This window comes from Heyndrickxia acidiproducens DSM 23148 (assembly GCF_000374345.1).
Lineage (GTDB): Bacteria > Bacillota > Bacilli > Bacillales > Bacillaceae_C > Weizmannia > Weizmannia acidiproducens.
This window is the reverse complement of record NZ_KB894014.1, coordinates 19,126-36,288: the sequence shown is the minus strand read 5'-3', so window position 1 is coordinate 36,288 and position 17,163 is coordinate 19,126. Positions and strand designations below refer to the sequence as shown.

21 protein-coding genes are annotated in these 17,163 nt (G+C 42.9%); 12 read left to right on the top strand and 9 right to left on the bottom strand.

Annotated features, from left to right (window positions below):
- The 3 genes from C232_RS19515 to C232_RS0113775 all read left to right on the top strand — a co-directional run.
- Positions 1–143 (top strand): zinc ribbon domain-containing protein (locus C232_RS19515; RefSeq protein WP_155891581.1); only part of this gene is annotated, 143 nt, incomplete at its 5' end.
- 302 nt (positions 144–445) lie between these two features.
- Positions 446–694, top strand: coding sequence for a sigma-G-dependent sporulation-specific acid-soluble spore protein CsgA (locus C232_RS0113780; protein WP_018664748.1), 249 nt, complete (start codon positions 446–448; stop codon positions 692–694).
- A 169-nt stretch (positions 695–863) separates the two neighbouring features.
- Positions 864–1,100, top strand: coding sequence for a hypothetical protein (locus C232_RS0113775; RefSeq protein ID WP_018664747.1), 237 nt, complete (start codon positions 864–866; stop codon positions 1,098–1,100).
- 464 nt (positions 1,101–1,564) lie between these two features.
- On the opposite strand, the gene C232_RS0113770 is transcribed toward C232_RS0113775, so the two are convergent.
- Positions 1,565–1,765 carry a cold-shock protein gene (locus C232_RS0113770; RefSeq protein WP_018664746.1) on the bottom strand — a complete coding sequence of 67 codons (201 nt, stop codon included), beginning with the start codon at positions 1,763–1,765 and terminating at the stop codon, positions 1,565–1,567.
- Between the two features lie 319 nt (positions 1,766–2,084).
- On the opposite strand from C232_RS0113770, the gene folE reads away from it, so the two are divergent.
- The 3 genes from folE (at position 2,085) to C232_RS18760 (ending at position 4,225) form a co-directional block, all read left to right on the top strand.
- Entirely contained in the window at positions 2,085–2,741 is a 657-nt protein-coding gene (folE, locus tag C232_RS0113765) for a GTP cyclohydrolase I FolE (protein WP_018664745.1), read from the top strand.
- 76 nt (positions 2,742–2,817) lie between these two features.
- A complete protein-coding gene (locus C232_RS0113760; RefSeq protein WP_018664744.1) occupies positions 2,818–3,762 on the top strand; it encodes an NAD(P)/FAD-dependent oxidoreductase in 945 nt (314 codons plus the stop codon).
- Positions 3,763–3,961: 199 nt separating this feature from the next.
- Positions 3,962–4,225 (top strand): hypothetical protein, encoded by a 264-nt coding sequence (locus C232_RS18760; protein ID WP_018664742.1) that lies wholly within the window; start codon positions 3,962–3,964, stop codon positions 4,223–4,225.
- Positions 4,226–4,373: 148 nt separating this feature from the next.
- On the opposite strand, the gene C232_RS0113745 is transcribed toward C232_RS18760, so the two are convergent.
- The 6 genes from C232_RS0113745 to C232_RS0113720 all read right to left on the bottom strand — a co-directional run bounded on the left by C232_RS0113745 (position 4,374) and on the right by C232_RS0113720 (position 9,562).
- Positions 4,374–4,772, bottom strand: coding sequence for a VOC family protein (locus C232_RS0113745; protein ID WP_018664741.1), 399 nt, complete (start codon positions 4,770–4,772; stop codon positions 4,374–4,376).
- Positions 4,769–5,542 (bottom strand): phosphosulfolactate synthase, encoded by a 774-nt coding sequence (locus C232_RS0113740; protein ID WP_018664740.1) that lies wholly within the window; start codon positions 5,540–5,542, stop codon positions 4,769–4,771. The genes C232_RS0113745 and C232_RS0113740 overlap by 4 nt, the downstream gene beginning before the upstream one ends.
- Positions 5,539–6,231 (bottom strand): 2-phosphosulfolactate phosphatase, encoded by a 693-nt coding sequence (locus C232_RS0113735; protein WP_018664739.1) that lies wholly within the window; start codon positions 6,229–6,231, stop codon positions 5,539–5,541. The genes C232_RS0113740 and C232_RS0113735 overlap by 4 nt, the downstream gene beginning before the upstream one ends.
- A gap of 238 nt (positions 6,232–6,469) precedes the next feature.
- Positions 6,470–7,732: a glycoside hydrolase family 18 protein gene (locus C232_RS0113730; RefSeq protein WP_018664738.1), complete on the bottom strand. Its 1,263-nt coding sequence runs from the start codon at positions 7,730–7,732 to the stop codon at positions 6,470–6,472.
- Positions 7,733–7,865: 133 nt separating this feature from the next.
- On the bottom strand, positions 7,866–8,873 hold the full coding sequence (locus C232_RS0113725; protein WP_018664737.1) for a sensor histidine kinase: 1,008 nt from the start codon (positions 8,871–8,873) through the stop codon (positions 7,866–7,868).
- On the bottom strand, positions 8,870–9,562 hold the full coding sequence (locus C232_RS0113720) for a response regulator transcription factor (RefSeq protein WP_018664736.1): 693 nt from the start codon (positions 9,560–9,562) through the stop codon (positions 8,870–8,872). Before C232_RS0113720 ends, C232_RS0113725 begins: the two co-directional genes overlap by 4 nt.
- 287 nt (positions 9,563–9,849) lie before the next feature.
- On the opposite strand from C232_RS0113720, the gene C232_RS0113710 reads away from it, so the two are divergent.
- The 4 genes from C232_RS0113710 to C232_RS0113695 all read left to right on the top strand — a co-directional run bounded on the left by C232_RS0113710 (position 9,850) and on the right by C232_RS0113695 (position 13,379).
- Entirely contained in the window at positions 9,850–11,235 is a 1,386-nt protein-coding gene (locus tag C232_RS0113710) for an MFS transporter (RefSeq protein WP_018664734.1), read from the top strand.
- Between the two features lie 116 nt (positions 11,236–11,351).
- Positions 11,352–11,489, top strand: coding sequence for a hypothetical protein (locus tag C232_RS19865; protein WP_018664733.1), 138 nt, complete (start codon positions 11,352–11,354; stop codon positions 11,487–11,489).
- Between the two features lie 24 nt (positions 11,490–11,513).
- Positions 11,514–11,654, top strand: coding sequence for a hypothetical protein (locus C232_RS20055; RefSeq protein WP_018664732.1), 141 nt, complete (start codon positions 11,514–11,516; stop codon positions 11,652–11,654).
- Positions 11,655–11,984: 330 nt separating this feature from the next.
- On the top strand, positions 11,985–13,379 hold the full coding sequence (locus C232_RS0113695) for an amino acid permease (protein ID WP_018664731.1): 1,395 nt from the start codon (positions 11,985–11,987) through the stop codon (positions 13,377–13,379).
- Between the two features lie 181 nt (positions 13,380–13,560).
- Here C232_RS0113695 and C232_RS20050 read toward each other — a convergent pair whose 3' ends face one another.
- Together C232_RS20050 and C232_RS0113685 are read right to left on the bottom strand one after the other, a co-directional pair.
- Entirely contained in the window at positions 13,561–13,707 is a 147-nt protein-coding gene (locus C232_RS20050; protein ID WP_018664730.1) for a hypothetical protein, read from the bottom strand.
- Positions 13,708–14,214: 507 nt separating this feature from the next.
- Positions 14,215–14,484 (bottom strand): DUF1292 domain-containing protein, encoded by a 270-nt coding sequence (locus tag C232_RS0113685; protein WP_018664729.1) that lies wholly within the window; start codon positions 14,482–14,484, stop codon positions 14,215–14,217.
- 633 nt (positions 14,485–15,117) lie between these two features.
- Between C232_RS0113685 and C232_RS0113680 the strand changes: the two genes are divergently transcribed.
- Complete coding sequence (locus C232_RS0113680) at positions 15,118–16,557, top strand: branched-chain amino acid transporter BcaP (RefSeq protein WP_018664728.1); 1,440 nt, start codon at positions 15,118–15,120, stop codon at positions 16,555–16,557.
- Between the two features lie 320 nt (positions 16,558–16,877).
- Positions 16,878–17,111 (top strand): hypothetical protein, encoded by a 234-nt coding sequence (locus tag C232_RS0113675; protein ID WP_018664727.1) that lies wholly within the window; start codon positions 16,878–16,880, stop codon positions 17,109–17,111.
- Positions 17,112–17,163 lie beyond the last annotated feature (52 nt).

The following is a 17,163-nucleotide window of genomic DNA, read 5'->3' as shown; positions in this document are numbered from 1 at the left end:
AGTGTTCTTGTTGTGGTGCAGAAAAACCTGTGAAACTATCTGAACGCACCTACCGTTGTTCGTGCGGTTATGTGGCAGATCGCGACTATAATTCAGCAATCAATATCAAAAATGAAGGTATACGCTTATTAGCGTTATCATAAGTAACAAAACTCTTGGAACAAGAGGGTTAGCTCGGTCAGTTTTCGTTGGCTAGTAAAAGCAACGATAAGTCGAGAAGCCCCCACTTCAATTAGACCGCAAGGTCAATAAGTGGTGGGTAGTTCACTTGGTTTATTGTGCCAAGCCCTGCATTCAGGGATGCGGAGGTTTGCGGCTAAACAAACGGCAAACCATTTTGGCAGCAGGTGATGTCTGCCATGATAAGCTCCCAAAAGCCCAACGGCATTTTCTGCATGAATGGCGGTGTGAATAGAAAACCTAAACGCGAAGGGAGGAATAAATTTTGGACAGCACATTAGGCTATTTGCGCGAAACATTGTCGAACCATCTGGACCATCCGGCCTGCCGCAGGATTTATAAAAAATTGGCCACCCGGGATTTTACGGGAGAGGGTGATTTTGTGCGGCACTTAAATGAAATGGAAATGTCGTATTTAAATGAGGTGCTTCTTAAAGAAATGGACTATGCAAAGCAGGCACAGGACGAAAAACGGCACCAGGAATTAAATGAAGTATTTGAATTGTTAACTTAAGTAGGTTGTAACATTATTATGTAAACAGTCAACCCCCCGGTGTATATACTTATGCACAAAAAAGTTAAAAAAGTACACAAAAATGTTTAAAAAATGTGAAAAATCCTTTTAAATTTTGAACATTTTGTGAACAAAAGAATAATATATTAACACAAAGGGGGGTTGTGACATGAATGAATTTAAGGGGTACTATATTCTTGCAACCGCTGAAATCATCATAAGCATACTTTTTCTTACTGTCCATTTTATTGTAAACGCTAACACAACAGATTGGTCACTTATTTTGTTCTGGGGGTTCTTGCTGGGGGGAATGATTACCTATGGGCTTGGCATGGCGTATTTAATGATGCTTTGCGCGTCGGGAAAGGAACTTCCGGAAGGTGATCCATATAAGGAAGCAGGCTGATCAGCTTCGACGGAAGGAATTAGCTTTGCAGTTTTTTCTCTTGACCGGATAACAAAATACAAGGAATTAAGTGAATGTTCGTAAAATACTTGATTTGGTCATTGCAGTCCGCTATGTTATAATGGGATGACCATTTACTTTTACCTGTTTAGCCCCGCTGTTTTTTGCGGGGTATTTATATTGAAAAAAAACCCCGGGAGTTGGTGAAAACCGGGGTTTTGAACTCATTATGATCTTATTGGCCAGTTCATTATTTAAACATGCATAAAACCTAAAACGACGAATGCCCTGCCTGCTCATTCGTCCTTGCGGCTCCTTGGCCGCGCCAGTTGTGAATCAGGTGTAAATGGGAAAAATTTTAAAATTGGTCAGGTAAATCGTATTGGAGTTTTTGTATTGGGGGAGGAAAGGCAAAAAGAAAAGGTGACACTCCATGAGCATCACCTTTTTTTCAAAAAATGATATTAGTCTTTTTGAACGTTAGCAGCTTGCGGTCCGCGTGCGCCTTGTTCAACGTCAAAAGTTACTTTTTGGCCTTCTTCAAGTGTTTTGTAACCTTCACCTTGGATAGCAGAGAAATGAACGAATACATCGTCTCCACCTTCACGTTCGATAAAACCAAAACCTTTTTCACTGTTAAACCATTTTACTGTACCTTGTTCCATTGTAGTGCCTCCTAATGTCTATTCAGACAAATGTATTACTATTCTTGCTCTTAATATATCCAAGTGATAAGTTTTTAAACACTTTTCTTCCTGAAATAAAATCACGAACAAAAATAATTCTTTATTATCATAGCATATAACATGCAGAACCGCAACCTTTTATGTAAAATAAATTTTTAACCTGAAGTTCCTGAATTTTGTTCATGCGGCCGGGCAATGGAATTGATATAATCAATGGAGAGTTGTACACTTTAAACATACAGGGATAGTGAAAACCTGACCGCTTTTTATTGCAGAATGGAGGAGTTGTTTCATCATTATGATCATTTCCGGCGAAAAGGGACACCAATCAGAAAAAAAACATCAATTAATTGAAGAAACCTTTAAGGATATTATAGATGACCGTGAGCTGCCCAAAAAGTTCAGCCAGTCCGGCCAGTTTATGGATGCTGTTAAGGGGCTGATCGAATTATGCGGCGATGATCCGGAGCGGGACGGTCTGCAGGAAACGCCGTACAGGGTTCTGAAAGCTTTTTTGGAATACACGGAAGGTTACCGTGAAGACCCGAAACGATATTTAACGAAGACTTTTGATATTGACCATCCGGAACTTGTACTTGTAAAAGATATTGAATTTTATTCAATTTGTGAACACCATTTTGCCCCGTTTTTCGGTGTTGCGCATGTCGCCTATTTGCCAAATGAAAAAATTACGGGATTGTCGAAAATTGCAAGAATGGTGGACGGCTATGCCAAAAGATTTCAGGTTCAGGAAAGGCTGACGGCGCAAATTGCGGATGCTGTTGAAGAAGTTTTACAGCCGCAGGGCACAATGGTGGTTGTTGAAGCCAAGCATATGTGCATGTGCGGCAGGGGCATCAAAAAAACAAATGCGTCAACCAAGACGATGTCATACCGTGGTATCTTTACTGACCGGCCTGATATGCGATCGGAATTCTTTTCATTAATTAAATAATTAAACAAAAAGCGTAAACAAATGTCTACGCTTTTTTACTTTCCGGTTTATATGAACGAAAGAAGGGATGATGGTGATGGAGCATATTGATGTATTGATAATCGGAGGCGGTCCTGCCGGTATTTCTGCCACGATTTGGTGCAAACGGCTTGGGCTTGATCATCTGCTGATTGAAGAACATGAAAGCTTAGGCGGACAGCTGTCTATGATCCGCAACAAGATCATTGACTATCCTGGATTCATTGAAAAGGACGGGGAAGAGCTGCGCCAGCATTTTCTCAACCATTTACAGGCGTTGCAATGCCATGTTAAAACAGGTATGAAAGTTTTGGCCATCGATGCGGAAAAACGTACCGTCACGGTTCAGCAAGGCCCCGCGGCAAAAACCATCCATTTCCAATTCTTGATCGCGGCTGCCGGCTCCAGCCCAAAACGCTTAGGTGTTCCGGGAGAGGAAGAGATGCTGGCCAGGGGCGAAACATACACGGCTTCGCGCGACAGCCATTTGTTCCGGGACAAAACGGTTGCAGTTGTTGGCGGCGGTGACCGTGCATTTGAAGGGGCCATGATGCTTGCAGATTCCGGTGCACAGGTTTATTTGATCAACCGTTCTAATCATTTTAAAGCAAGGAGCCAGTATGTCGAACAGGCAGTGGTAAAAGAAAATATCACGATACTGAACGAAACCAGGGTATTGGATATAGAGGGGGATCAAAAAGTCGAAGCAGTAAACCTGGTAAAAAATACGGGAGAAGTCAGACACCTGCCCGTTTCAGCGGTGTTTATCCGGATTGGAGCCAAGCCAAACACAAGCCTTTTCCCGCAATCGGTTAACATAGACGAAGAAGGCTACATCCAGACGGACGCTGCCGGAAAAACAAGCTGCGATTGTATTTATGCAGCCGGGGACAATTGCTCAGGATCTTTGTTTTCAAGCATTGCGGGTGCGGCCGGCCAGGGGGCAACAGCAGCCAAACACATCGCCTTTCTATTAACAGGAAAGCGGCAATATGCCTATTGATGGCTGGTGTCTGCTGTGGAATGAGATATTAGAAGCATGTTTTGATAAATGCAGGGAAGACAGAGGCCAAAATTGGAAAGAAAAAGAGCGGAATTTACGATATTACGGGATAGATGAGAAGACGCACTGGGCATTCGCCGGCACCTATTGAAAGAGCCTACATAAACTATAGTGATAAAGCGGAAGGAGAGTATGCTCAATGTATGAATTTTATCAGTATCCTTATCCCGGGTTTGACTATAATCAACAGGGTCAACTGAATGTGGATGACCCTTACAGGCAGTTGCAGCTTCCTCAATTTCAGCGGCTGGAGCGCAGAATTGAGCGGCTGGAAAGGCAAAATGAACGCCAGGACAGGGAAATTCAGCAGCTACAGCGCCGGCTGCAACGGGTTAACCAGCGTGTCCGCGTGTTGGAAAACAGGTTGCAAATTCCGTTCACACCGTATGATGACGGGTTTTAAGCACAATTGGCTTCCCAAAAACCAGAAAACTGGTTACATCGGGAAGCCTTTTTTCTATGGAAAAGAGTGAAAAAAACTTGCGGGATCGTCTTGCTGCCTCACTTTATTTTTCTAACCAGAGGCGAATCTGTTTCACTTCCATATAGACTTAATAAACCATACTTTTGTCATGGTAGTACTTAAACTCAAGTAAATTATTGGAAGGATCTTGAAGAAAGAATGTGTAATGTTCTTCCGGTTTTCCGCCGAATCGGACCATTTGTTCCTGGAAAAACTTTAAATGGTTTGCCTTTGCAAATTCAAGGGTTTTCAGGTATTCATCTTTGTTTAAAAAGGTAATCCCGAAATGGCGCGGGTACATTTTCGGGCTTTGGTCAATTTTTTCCGGATTCAAGTGACAGACAACCTGATCCCCAAAAAAATTAAAAGTGACCCGATCATCATACCGCCGTGCCAATGTACAGCCCAAATTTTTATAAAACTCGGTTGTTTCATTTAAATCCTTGCAAGGAATGGCCAGGTGAAAAACTTTATTGACATCTCTCATTTTTTATTTCCTCCTATAAAAAATGTATCAGCCCGCAGTCCAAGCCTTAATGTCTCAAGGGACAGGGCATCGGAAAAAGGGATATTCGCCAAATTAACATTTGGCCCCAGTTTTTGAATGAAAAAGGTTTGCAATTTTTTATTGGGTGCCTCGAAAATCAAAGAATCCAAATGTAAGTCTGATCGGAGGATGCCTTCCACTAAATCGGAACGTATATCGCCGTTTCCATTACAGATGCCGCTTGTGCCGCCTTCTCTTGCTTCTGTAAGTACTTTAAACACCCCCGCATCCAAATCTTCTTGAATATGCTCAAGCCACTGGTGTGAATCTTCACCCATGGACCTGTTCACATCCTTCGATCCGACTTCACTCAATACTTTAAATTCCTTGGAAAACGCTGATATATAACGGGCTTTTTCATGATTGGAAAGGGGGAGCGTGCCATTAGAAATTTCGACATAATTGCATTCGTATCTCCGGCAATAATCAAAAAACAAAGGTATTTTGCCCTGGCTCAAAAACTTTTCAAATAATGTACCGCCAAAGAAAAAATCGGTCTCATGCGTTCGCAAATGGTTTATTTTTTCATTGATGTGGTTTGAAATGATGGACGTTCCCCAGCCAAACTTGACCAAATCGATATACGGGGCTGCACTGTTGATCGTATCTTTAAACAGATTCAGCGGGAGGCCGTTATCGATTAAAATTGTCATGCCATACGCTCTTGGCTTTGCGGGCCGGGAAGGCAATTCTAATTCCGGATCATTCATAGGAAAACCCTCTCAATCGTTGGTATTGTTTTTGTTTGATTGATTTTCATGACAAAAGGACTGTTCAATTCTTTAATGCAAAAGTCCAAATCCTCACGATTAAATGCTGTTTTGGCCGGATCAAAAAACTTTTTTGCTGCGCTGGCTTTTAAAATTGCCTGTATCACTTCCTCAGGGTGTATTCTCCCGGATCCCTCCAAAATGCTTTTCATGTAATGGGCACATGCAAGGTCATCCTCACCGGTTGGATGAGAAGCAATGATGTTAACCTTGCCGGATGAAACAGGTTTCCATTTTTGTTTGATATGGTTTGCTGTTGTTTTCGCATTGGTAAAGCCGGTGACATATACTTCATCAGCCTGGAGGGCATTCAGGGCTGCTTTTACTCCATTCGTTGTTTTTTGTACGATTTTTTTTCTCATTAGATTATGTTTATTTATTTGGGCGGGTGAGTTGTCTAATTCAAAATCCGGAATCGGAAGGCCATTTACTTCTCCTGCCAACAGGACATCAGGATTGCGTTGCTTGATTTGAAGAGCAGATTCAACTGAATTTGCCAGCAATATTTCTTCTGCGCCTGCTAAAAATGCATAATGTGCAACGGTAAATGCCCGTATGACATCGATCACAACATTTACATTTGCGTGTGGCAAATCGATATCGTTTCCTTGATAGATTTGGATTTGCATGAAAAGCCCCTTTCTGTGTTTTATATGAAACAAGGAAACCACGAGCAATTCTTAAGTATCGGTGCCAGCTGGAAACGAGCGGTTGAAAATCGGCCGTGATATCAGAGAACGGTGCTATTTGTGGATGAAATGATTTGCTGGAGATAGGCGGGGAAATTTGCTATTTAGATGAAAAAGATAGAATGATGAACCGGCCATACTACAGTTGATGAAGCCATTTACGGTTGCTTAGAAGAAACTATATCTTTATAATGCTAAAAAACTTTGTTAACAGCCATGGCCCCGGAGAAAAGCCGAGTGTCAGCTGCCAGGCGCCAACGCCGCGGATGCCATATGTGCGGGCTGTGCTTAATTTTTCACTCATGCTTCTGACATCTTCAAACCAGACTTCATGAAGCTGTCCCTGCTGGTCTCTGTAACGGAAGTGCGGTGATTGAAATTCATTGGCATACTGGATTGGGGATTGGAACGTCATCGCTCTGTTCATGGCATTCTGATTCGAGATTGCTGTAGTAGCGCTTCCCGGGCTGTAGGGCAGCAGCCAGTCGTAGCCGTAAAGCGGAAGGCCCAGTAATATTTTTTTGCGGGGCACCCTTGCAACCGCAAAATCCAAGGTTCTTCTCACCTCAGTTATCGGTGCAACAGGACCCGGTTCACTGCCGGGATAATGCCAATCGTAGGCCATGATAAACATATAATCTACAACGGAGCCGATTCCGCCATAATCGTATCCCATTAACCAGGGAATATTCTCGCTTGTCTTTGCGGGAACTGCGATCGTCAAGGCTAAACCTGCCGGCCTGAACCGGTCCTTTAACTGCTGTAAAAACCCGGTAAAAAGATCCCTGTCGCCTGCAGCCACCTGTTCAAAATCAATACAGACACCACCGTATCCTCTTCCCGATGCCAAATTAAAAATATTGTTGACCAGATTTGTTCTTGCTGCCGGCTGGTTCAGCACCTGATGGACAAGTTCAGTGCTAAAACCCCGGGCTGTTAAATTGGTAATCGTAACAAGCGGTGTAACCCTGTTGTTCCAAGTCTCCTGAATCGCCGCCAGATCATTTAACTCGTTCACAATGTCGCCGTTTGCAGCAAAATGGTATTCAAATATCGCAATGGATGTAGAATAGGGAGCAAAGTCACGAATTAATGCCCGGTCTAAATCAGGGCTGCGAATGGCATAAAAACTTAAAGTGCCGGCAGGGTAATGAGATAGGCGCGGAATTGTAATGCGCATCCCCGGCTGCAGAACTTCAAGATTCATGGAAGCGTTTGCAGCCCTTAAACTTGCAATTGGAACGTAAGATTTCCGGGCGATGGCGGTCAAAGTGTCCCCCGGCTGGACAATATATACGTAGAGAGGGATCAAAAGCGCCTGGCCGGGAACAATATTTGTTTGCCAAAGGCCGTTGACACTGCGGATTTGATCAGCAGAAGCCCCGTACCTGCTGCTGATTGAAAACAAGGAATCGCCCGGCTGAACCGTATGAATAAACATATTACACCCCCGTTTCAACGAAATTTTAACCATAATAGATGATATGAAATTCCCGGCATTTATATATTTTGTCCAGTGTACGATTGGGCGGAAGGTAAAACTGTAATTGAGTGATTTACACCAATGAAGCCATTCATCTTTTCGTTTGAATGTGCTGGAATTCATTCTTGCGCGGAAAAATAAGCTGAAAGGTGGAACCTTGCCCGGGCCCAGATTGCACAGTGAGCCGGATGTTTAACTTTTCCGCTGCTCTTTGCGCCAAATACAGCCCAAGCCCTGTTGCCCCCGTGCTATGATCACGGTCCGTTGAAGTATAGCCTTTTTCAAAAATTCTCGGCAAATCTCTCGGGTCAATCCCGCGCCCGCAATCCTTCACTGACAAATGCAGGCGCCCGTCTATCCTCTCTGCGGCAATTAAGATATCCTTGCCTTCACTGTATTTTATGGCATTGGTGATCAGCTGCCTCAAAATAAAGGCAAGCCATTTTGCATCGGTTACGATTTCCGGAACAGCTAACTGGATATCAAAGCCGGTTCCTTTTTGGATACACCATGAACGCAGCGCTTTGATTTCCTGGAAAACCAGGCGTTTCAAATCGACATTTTCCATGTACAAATCATTTTCCATGTTCGCTATCCGTTTTTGGTACAGCTGTTTGTCAAGAAGCAGGTGGATACGCAGCCATTCATAGCTTAAGCCTGCTTTCATTTTCTCATCATCAATGCGGTCAATCATCAGCTGCATCGCGGTCATTGGCGTTTTGATTTCATGGACCCAGGCTGTTAATTCATCCTGTTCCGCTTCCAGCATCGAAGACCTTTGCTCAATTTCCGTTCTTACTTGTTCCGCTTGTGTTTTCAAGCTTGTTTCAACCAGTCTTTCAAATGGACTCACAGGCTTTGCGATTCCGTTCAGATCAAGGCTTGCGTCCCAGTTTTTCAGGCTTGCATAAAATTTGGATTCTGACTTGTACCGGTTCAACAAGAATATGATAAACAGCAGGGAATTTAAAAACACAATATACAGGGCGGGTTTGCTGCCAATTTGCGGGTCGATAAACGCAACCAGCAGCAATAGCAGCTGCTGGGCAGCGATAAGGATCAGCCAGCTTTTCCTCTCAGCCAAAAACATTCCCATCATAATAACGCATCCTTTTCAAGTGCAATATAGCCTTGCCCGACCTTCGTTTCAATGGAATCACCGAGCCCGATCTCCGCGAGTTTTTTTCTTAACCGGTTCACATTAACGGTGAGCGTATTATCACTGACAAAGCGTTCGTCATCCCATAAGCTTTTGATCAGATGTTCCCGGCTGACAATTTGGTTCTTTTGCTCTATCAGCAGTTTTAAAATGAAAATTTCGTTTTTGGAAAGTTCGATACATCCTTGTTGATTTTCAACTGTATTTCTCTGCAAATCGACTGTGGCCCCGCACCATGTTTTTAACACCGCCTGTTCGCTTCCGTAAGCATATACCCGGCGCAAAATCGCTTGGATTTTGGCAATGAGCACTTCTATATGGAAAGGCTTTTGCACATAATCATCGGCACCCAGCTGCATTGACATCACAATATCTGCAGGGTGGTCGCGCGAGGACAGGAAAATAATTGGAACATGGGAATGTGCGCGGATCTGGCGGCACCAATGGAAACCGTCAAACTTCGGTAACTGGATGTCAATGACCACTAAGTCCGGCCTGAACGCGGCAAATTCCTCCATCACGCGATCAAATTGGCTGATCCCTGAGACTTCAAACGACCATTGCATCAATCTTTCTTTCACTTCACGAAGAAGCGTCTCATCATCTTCAATGATCAGGATTTTAAACAAGAAAACCACCCTTTTCTTTTTCTGCTACTCTTGATTTTACAAGAAAACAGGCGGGTTTGGAAATCGCTGCGCAGCAAGAAAAAGGCCGATCTAAAAGCTTTTTCATGAAAAGAAAAATTTTGAAAAAGGTTGACGAAAGAAAAGAAAAATTTTAATATAAAGTTATTTTACAATGTTAGAAATCCATACAATATTGGAAATCTGCAGGGGGTGGTCTGATTGACTTAGAACAAACTGAACAATTTTTCAATCAGCTAAAGAACATAACGATCCAGGGAGGTATAACTTTGAGTCAGTTAATCGGAAATCAGTTGGACAGGCTATCAGTAGGAAAAGTGCAAAAACGGGCAACCGCAGTGATTGGATTGGGATTATTTTTCGAGTTTTTTGAGTTGTTTCTTGCAGGTGTACTCTCCAGTGTGCTGGGAGAAGAATATCATGTCCCGGCTTCGATTATGCCTTTGTTGCTGGGTTCCAGTTTTTTAGGGATGTTTATCGGGGCCGTTTTTCTGAGTCATATTGCGGACCGTTACGGCAGAAAGCGGGCTTTCATGCTAAATATAGGAATTTATAGTTTTTTTACTATTTTTATCGCCTTCAGCCCGAATGTCGGTATGGTCATCTTCTTTCGATTTCTGGCAGGAATGGGCCTTGGTGCGCAGCCCGCGTTATGTGATACCTATTTAAGTGAATTGATTCCGTCGCAAAAACGCGGAAAATATATTGCCTGGGCGTATACGCTTGGTTTTCTTGCAGTGCCGGTTGAAGGATTTCTTTCCCGCGTCCTTGTGCCTTTAAGTCCGCTGGGCATGGATGGGTGGAGATGGGTGTTCCTGCTTGGCGCAGCCGGTGGTGTTTTCGTTTTGATGGCGGCGCGGGCACTGCCGGAATCTCCGCGCTGGCTTGCCTCTAAAGGAAGAATGCAGGAAGCGCGTGCATTATTGAAAAGATTTCAGGAGGAAGAAAACGAACCCGGGGTGGTACCGGAAATACAGACCGGGTCTGCGGATCAAGCGCCAAAGGGGAATACTTTGCGTGCAGTCTTTCAAAAAAGATATTTGAAAAGTACAGCCATGCTTTACATTTTTCAAATTTTCCAAACGATTGGCTATTTCGGCTTTGGAACGCTTGCGCCGCTTGTGCTTGCGTCAAAGGGCTACACAATCACGCATTCACTCGAGTATATTGCCTTGTCGTTTATCGGCTATCCGCTCGGGTCATTGCTTTCTGTTCCGCTAATCGAAAAAATGGACCGCAAATGGCTTGTGTGCTATTCCGCGGTTTGTATGGGCGTATTTGGCGTTTTATTTGGAATCGGCGGATCTCCTTCTCTCGTGATCGTATTTGGATTTGCCTATACACTTTGCAGCAATATCTTTTCAAATGCTTTCCATGTACTGCAGGCGGAAATTTTCCCAACTGAAATTCGCGCAAGTGCTACCGGAATGGCGTACAGCATCAGCCGCATTATGAGCGGCCTCATGCCGTTTATCCTGCTTCCCGTGCTGGAAAATGAAGGTGCAGCCGTGATGTTTATCATTGTTGCGGCAGCGATGCTGATTGTTGTGCTGGATATCGCACTACTGGCACCAAAAACGACAGGGCGTTCACTGGAAAATATAGAGAATCCGCCCGGCCCGCAGATGATTGGAAAGACCGGGGCACACCTCTAATATAAATGAATTTGCTGAATATGCGGGAATATTTAACGGTATAATTGGAAAAGAAAATTTAGTATGGCGCTCCCTTTTCTGACGCAATATAAAAGTGTTGGAAAGGGGAGTTTTTTATGTCAAAGAAACAGAAGAAAGCAAAAAAAGGCGGACAGCCGCTCTTGACATCAGGGACTGCTGAACTCAGTTTTGAAACCGATCCTAGGCATTCAAAACTGGCGGCAAGCCCGAATGAAAGCAGGGACACCAAATAAACCGGCGTAAAGGAGGCGATCAGCATGAAAACAAAGGACGATTTTTTGGAAGGCGCCAAAGTAACCCATGATAACCAAATCTACGGGACACCAAACAGAAAAGCCAAAGACGGCACCGGCAACTCGCCAAATGACGATGCCGGCAAAAGTAAAAAAAATCACTAAAAAGCAGCCAGGTTTCTCTTGGCTGTTTTTTTTTTGGCATTTATGAAGTTTTTATGAAGTTTCTCGCATCACAGAGGAAAATAAATAATAGAACGTTTTCAAAACTTTTAATAGAATACTTTAAAATAATAAATTACTTGTTTTCCTAAAGAATACAATTGTATTTATTAGAAAAACATATTAAAATAGAAAACATAATGTTAGAATATCTTACAAACACCGATCATTCTATTTCTTTTGAATGTTTCAAGGCCTTTTTAGGTATGCTGGATGGAACATTTTACTGAGCAGCAGTTTTAAGTTGGCAACAAGATGTGGAGGGGTAATCTCATGGAAAAGAAAGAATTAGAAAGAGGTTTGAAGGCGCGCCATATTCAAATGATTGCGCTCGGCGGGACGATTGGTGTCGGGTTGTTTATGGGATCGGCAAGCACGATCAAATGGACAGGCCCATCCGTTCTGCTGGCCTACGCAATCGCCGGAATTTTTATCTTTTTTATTATGCGTGCCATGGGTGAAATGTTATATGTTGAACCGAGCACCGGGTCATTTGCAACGTTCGGCTATAAATATATTCATCCGCTCGCCGGCTATATGACGGCCTGGAGCAACTGGTTCCAGTGGGTAGTGGTCGGCATGTCGGAAATTATTGCGGTAGGTTCTTACATGCAGTTCTGGTTTCCGGACTTGCCTGCCTGGATTCCAGGATTCGTTGCCATGGTCATACTCGGAACTGCAAACTTGGTTTCTGTAAAATCATTTGGCGAGTTTGAGTTCTGGTTTGCGCTGATTAAAATTGTAACGATTGTCCTGATGATTATGGCCGGGCTCGGCATCATTATTTTTGGTTTTGGCAATGGCGGAAATGCCGTTGGACTTTCGAACTTGTGGCAGCATGGCGGTTTTTTTGCAGGCGGCATTAAAGGCTTCTTTTTTGCACTATCGCTTGTGGTCGCCGCTTACCAGGGGGTGGAATTAATCGGGATTACCGCCGGTGAAGCAAAAGACCCGCAGCATACTATCAGAAGCGCCATTCAAAATATCATTTGGCGGGTGTTAATCTTTTATATTGGCGCCATTTTTGTCATCGTCACGGTTTATCCGTGGAACGAACTAAATTCAATCGGCAGCCCGTTTGTCGCAACCTTTTCAAAAATCGGCATTACGGCTGCAGCCGGCATCATCAATTTTGTCATCATTACAGCAGCATTATCCGGCTGCAACAGCGGCATCTACAGTGCAGGGCGGATGCTTTATACGTTAGGCGTTAATGGGCAGGCACCAAAATTCTTTACAAAATTATCGCGCAATGGCGTCCCGTTGCTGGGCACAATAGGCGTACTTACCGGCCTTGTGATTGGTGTTATTTTAAGCTATATTGCACCAAAAAATCTATTTGTATATGTATACAGCGCCAGCGTGCTGCCGGGTATGGTTCCGTGGTTTGTCATATTAATCAGCCAGATCCGTTTCAGAAAAGCGAAAGGTGCCGGGATGGCTAATCATCCTTTCAAAATGCCATTCGCACCCGTTACCAACTATTTAACGATTGCTTTTTTAGTGATGGTTTTAGTCGGAATGTGGTTTAACGATGACACAAAGGTATCTTTAATTGCCGGCCTCGTATTTCTTGGCATTGTTATCGTCAGCTATTATGTTTTTGGCGTGGGCCATGCAGTGGAGAAAACAGCAAAAACCAAAAGCGTACTGAATGAGTTGAAATAACGAACTGGCTGACAGGCCGGTTATGATGGGGCTGTCCGGATGGGCGGCCTTTTTTGCGGGAAATCGTGAAGGCAAGGCTTGTAATGAAAACTTCGGGAGAACGACGCCCGTTTTCATGGCAGGAAAGCTTGGACAGTTGTGAATAGATAAAACGGGAGAAAACAAAAACAAGGACAGCCAATCAAACGGCTGACTGGCTGCCCATGTTTTCTTCCTGCTTCAAGTTATAAGCAATTTCCTGTGCATTCATTTCAGCTTCTTTTACCGAAGCAGCTTTGACGGTTATTAATCGTCCATCAATAATAAAATTAAACATTCTTCTTTTCATATTCAATCACCTCTTTAAATATACCCTTTGTGTATTTTTTAAAACCTTTGTACAAAATTGAGTGCGCAGTTTTAGGAAGCATTCTAAGATTAGAAGTATGTTAGCTTGAAGCGATGGATTGAAGTTCGGGCCGGGCATAGATCCCGTTGAAGTCAACTTGATAAAGTACAGACTGGGACGGTGAGCCAAACAGGGACTTTCTGTACAGTTTCATATTATAACATTTTACAATTGGAATTACAATATATTGAATTTGTGTTTCTGAAACATCTATATATAGTTTGGCGGTGGTGGAAAATGGATACAGAAAGCAATTTTAGCATGAGTTAATTTTTATGGGAGAGTAATCGTTTTGACATTCTTCAGGATTCTGTTTTTGGATATTTGCAGGAATATGATGAAAGTGATAAACAGATAATGCTTAGAAAGAAAATAGAAAAAAGCATCAGATTAATGCAGATCATCAACAAAGCAATGCCAGCATTAAAAACCGGCATTGCTTTACCATTATTCTTCTTCCCCGCCCAGTATCCGGCCAAAAGCAGCAGAAACTTTATGGTATTCCTCTTCCGAACCGAGTGCGTCAAGATCGCCTTCTTCGTCTGTTTTTAAGAAAAAAACATCCAGATCATCGCCAGTCTGTTCATCCAAATCCTCAACAAATGAAACGACGGCGTAATCCGTTTCATCCAGACTCATGACACCGATCACTTCCACCTCTTGTTCCCGGCCATTTTCAGTAATTGTAAAAATTTCCCCTTCTTCAATGTTCGGCATACGGCATCCTCCTCGAAAATTGATCCTGTTTTATTTTGCCTAAAATATCAAAGTTCATGCTGTTAGGAATGAAGATGGGAATTTATAGTCATATGAGTATACGGGAGGAACTGGTCGGGAGCTTTGACAGGTTAGGGAGATGATTAATTTTTTTGAATGAAATTTCAGCTGTCTCCATGTGAGTAGGGGCGGCTTATCGCGCAAGAATACTGGCATGGTAAAAGGACATGTGAAATATTTTTGTCCATTTTGTGACAAAAAAGAATACATAATTGTAAAAATTTTACTGTTAAGAAGTTGAAAAGGAACGCGATATTGATCCAGTCCATGCTAATATTCAGATGATTGCGCTCTCCTGCGAACAAAAAGTTATATTAACTATGATATTGTTCGGGTTTTACTTTTTTCTGAAACTTAATTTTCAGTTTTATCAGCTCTTTACAAAAGATGTCATTTTTTGTAGAATGGCGTTATGGCTCGAACGGTGCATACGAATCGATAGATAAAGAGGTGAGAAGAAACGGTCTTTATGATTCTAATAATTAGAAAATTCACTGTTATGGAAATTAAAAATCAGTGAATTACGTGCACCTGATGACTGGGTTGACTGTAAATAAAAAGGAGATTTTCTTTATGGATTTATTCAGGAAAAAGTCGATGGATTACATGCTGAATCAGGCAAGCGGGAAAAAGGGCCTGCAAAAAGCCTTGGGTGCTTTTGACTTAACCATGCTTGGTGTGGGTGCGGTAATCGGGACAGGTATTTTTGTTCTGACCGGTATCGTTGCCGCACAGTCAGCAGGCCCGGCGATTATCCTTTCTTTTATTTTTTCAGGAATTGCCTGCGCGTTAACGGCTTTATGTTATGCCGAATTCTCGTCAATGATTCCTGCATCGGGAAGTGCGTATACTTATAGTTATACAACGTTTGGTGAATTGTTTGCCTGGGTGCTCGGATGGGATTTGATTTTGGAATACGGCCTGGCCTGTTCGGTTGTTGCAAGCGGCTGGTCTGCCTACTTTCAGGAACTGGTACGGGGATTTGGACTCCACTTGCCAACAGCCATAAGTGGAGCCTATGATCCATCCAAAGGGACGTATATTGATCTTATGGCTGTTATCATTGTTTTTGTGCTGTCAGCTGTTTTGCTGACCGGCGTAAAGGAATCAAGCCGGATCAATAATGTCATGGTCATCATTAAAATTAGTGTTGTCCTTCTTTTCTTGGCTGTAGGAATTTTTTATGTCAAACCATCGAACTGGACGCCTTTTATGCCTTTTGGATTTGAGGGTGTAATAAAGGGGGCGGCAACCGCATTCCTTGCCTATATCGGGTTTGACGCTGTTTCGTCGGCGTCTGAAGAGGTACGCAATCCGCAACGGGATATGCCGATCGGAATAATTACTTCTTTGATGATCTGTGTTGTGCTTTATGTCGCTGTATCTTTGGTGTTAACCGGCATGATTCCTTATACAAAACTGAATGTCGGTGATCCGGTTGCGTTTGCCCTCCGATTTGTTCATCAGAATTGGGTGGCAGGCTTCGTTTCTCTCGGGGCAATTTTAGGAATTACAACCGTTCTGTTTGTCATGATGTATGGACAAACCCGCCTCTTTTTTGCGATCAGCCGTGATGGACTGCTTCCGAAAAAGATTTCAAAACTGACTGAAAAGACAAAGACACCAACGCGGAGCATCATTTTGACCTGGTTAATGGCAACGGTTTTCTCAGCAGTTGTTCCCCTTAACCAGCTCGCTGAATTAACGAATATCGGAACCTTATTTGCTTTTATCGTTGTGTCGATCAGTGTCATTGTGCTTAGAAAAAAACGTCCGGACATTAAGCGCAATTTCAAAACGCCGTTCGTCCCTTACATTCCGATTCTGGCTGTACTTGCCTGCGGTTATTTAATGGTCAATCTATCTAAAGTGACTTGGATTGGTTTCTTTGTGTGGTTAGTGATCGGGCTTGCCATCTATTTTGGGTATGGTTACCGTCACAGTGTGCTCGGGCAATGGAAAGCGGGAGAACGGTCTAATGAGAATCTGGATCCGGCAGACCATCCGGTTTAATGAGGAAAATGGCCGTAAAAAATGAAATTGTATGAGTCAAAACACCGGTGCAGGGCAATATCCGCATTAAGCGGAACAGCACAAAATAAAGGTTTGACTCTTATTCTATCCGCTTCAATTTATGCTACTGCAATGGCATATGAAGCGGATTATTTTTTTCTATCGAGTCTAAATATAAATACATTTAATATATTGATTCCTGTTCATCTTCATCATAATGTTTCTTCATTACTATTAGTTCGTTTTTTATGGGCTGCTAAAATGTCCTTATTTTTGATGCTGACGGGCATATTCGTTTAACATAGGGAGGAGTGATGTTTATGAAATGGATTGGTCTTTTATTAATCGCTATTGGCTTTGTGCTGCTTCCTTTTGGCATATTGCAATTCAAAAAAGCATGGAAAGAATATGACAGTTTTTCACCCAAATCCAAAAAAATATTTGGAATGATGGAAATCGTTGATGTGCTCACGGGCACTCCAATTTTATCAACCTGGTTAATGTACATTTCAGCACTATGTATCGTCACTGGTCTGGTCATATTCATAGTATAAAAATGGCTGGCAACTGTGCTAGTTATCATCTGCGGGATAATGTGATATAATC

Excerpts from the sequence above, each read along its gene's own strand:
- C232_RS0113685 (WP_018664729.1), bottom strand. The coding sequence starts at position 14,484 with ATGCCGAACATTGAAGAAGGGGAAATTTTTACAATTACTGAAAATGGC.
- C232_RS0113730 (WP_018664738.1), bottom strand. The coding sequence starts at position 7,732 with ATGTTTATTCATACGGTTCAGCCGGGCGATTCCTTGTTTTCAATCAGC.
- C232_RS0113775 (WP_018664747.1), top strand. The coding sequence starts at position 864 with ATGAATGAATTTAAGGGGTACTATATTCTTGCAACCGCTGAAATCATC.
- C232_RS0113735 (WP_018664739.1), bottom strand. The coding sequence starts at position 6,231 with ATGCAAATCCAAATCTATCAAGGAAACGATATCGATTTGCCACACGCA.
- C232_RS0113770 (WP_018664746.1), bottom strand. The coding sequence starts at position 1,765 with ATGGAACAAGGTACAGTAAAATGGTTTAACAGTGAAAAAGGTTTTGGT.
- C232_RS0113725 (WP_018664737.1), bottom strand. The coding sequence starts at position 8,873 with ATGATGGGAATGTTTTTGGCTGAGAGGAAAAGCTGGCTGATCCTTATC.
- folE (WP_018664745.1), top strand. The coding sequence starts at position 2,085 with ATGATCATTTCCGGCGAAAAGGGACACCAATCAGAAAAAAAACATCAA.
- C232_RS0113680 (WP_018664728.1), top strand. The coding sequence starts at position 15,118 with ATGGATTTATTCAGGAAAAAGTCGATGGATTACATGCTGAATCAGGCA.
- C232_RS0113675 (WP_018664727.1), top strand. The coding sequence starts at position 16,878 with ATGAAATGGATTGGTCTTTTATTAATCGCTATTGGCTTTGTGCTGCTT.
- C232_RS20055 (WP_018664732.1), top strand. The coding sequence starts at position 11,514 with ATGAAAACAAAGGACGATTTTTTGGAAGGCGCCAAAGTAACCCATGAT.
- C232_RS20050 (WP_018664730.1), bottom strand. The coding sequence starts at position 13,707 with ATGAAAAGAAGAATGTTTAATTTTATTATTGATGGACGATTAATAACC.
- C232_RS18760 (WP_018664742.1), top strand. The coding sequence starts at position 3,962 with ATGTATGAATTTTATCAGTATCCTTATCCCGGGTTTGACTATAATCAA.
- C232_RS0113695 (WP_018664731.1), top strand. The coding sequence starts at position 11,985 with ATGGAAAAGAAAGAATTAGAAAGAGGTTTGAAGGCGCGCCATATTCAA.
- C232_RS0113740 (WP_018664740.1), bottom strand. The coding sequence starts at position 5,542 with ATGAATGATCCGGAATTAGAATTGCCTTCCCGGCCCGCAAAGCCAAGA.
- C232_RS0113745 (WP_018664741.1), bottom strand. The coding sequence starts at position 4,772 with ATGAGAGATGTCAATAAAGTTTTTCACCTGGCCATTCCTTGCAAGGAT.
- C232_RS0113760 (WP_018664744.1), top strand. The coding sequence starts at position 2,818 with ATGGAGCATATTGATGTATTGATAATCGGAGGCGGTCCTGCCGGTATT.
- C232_RS19865 (WP_018664733.1), top strand. The coding sequence starts at position 11,352 with ATGTCAAAGAAACAGAAGAAAGCAAAAAAAGGCGGACAGCCGCTCTTG.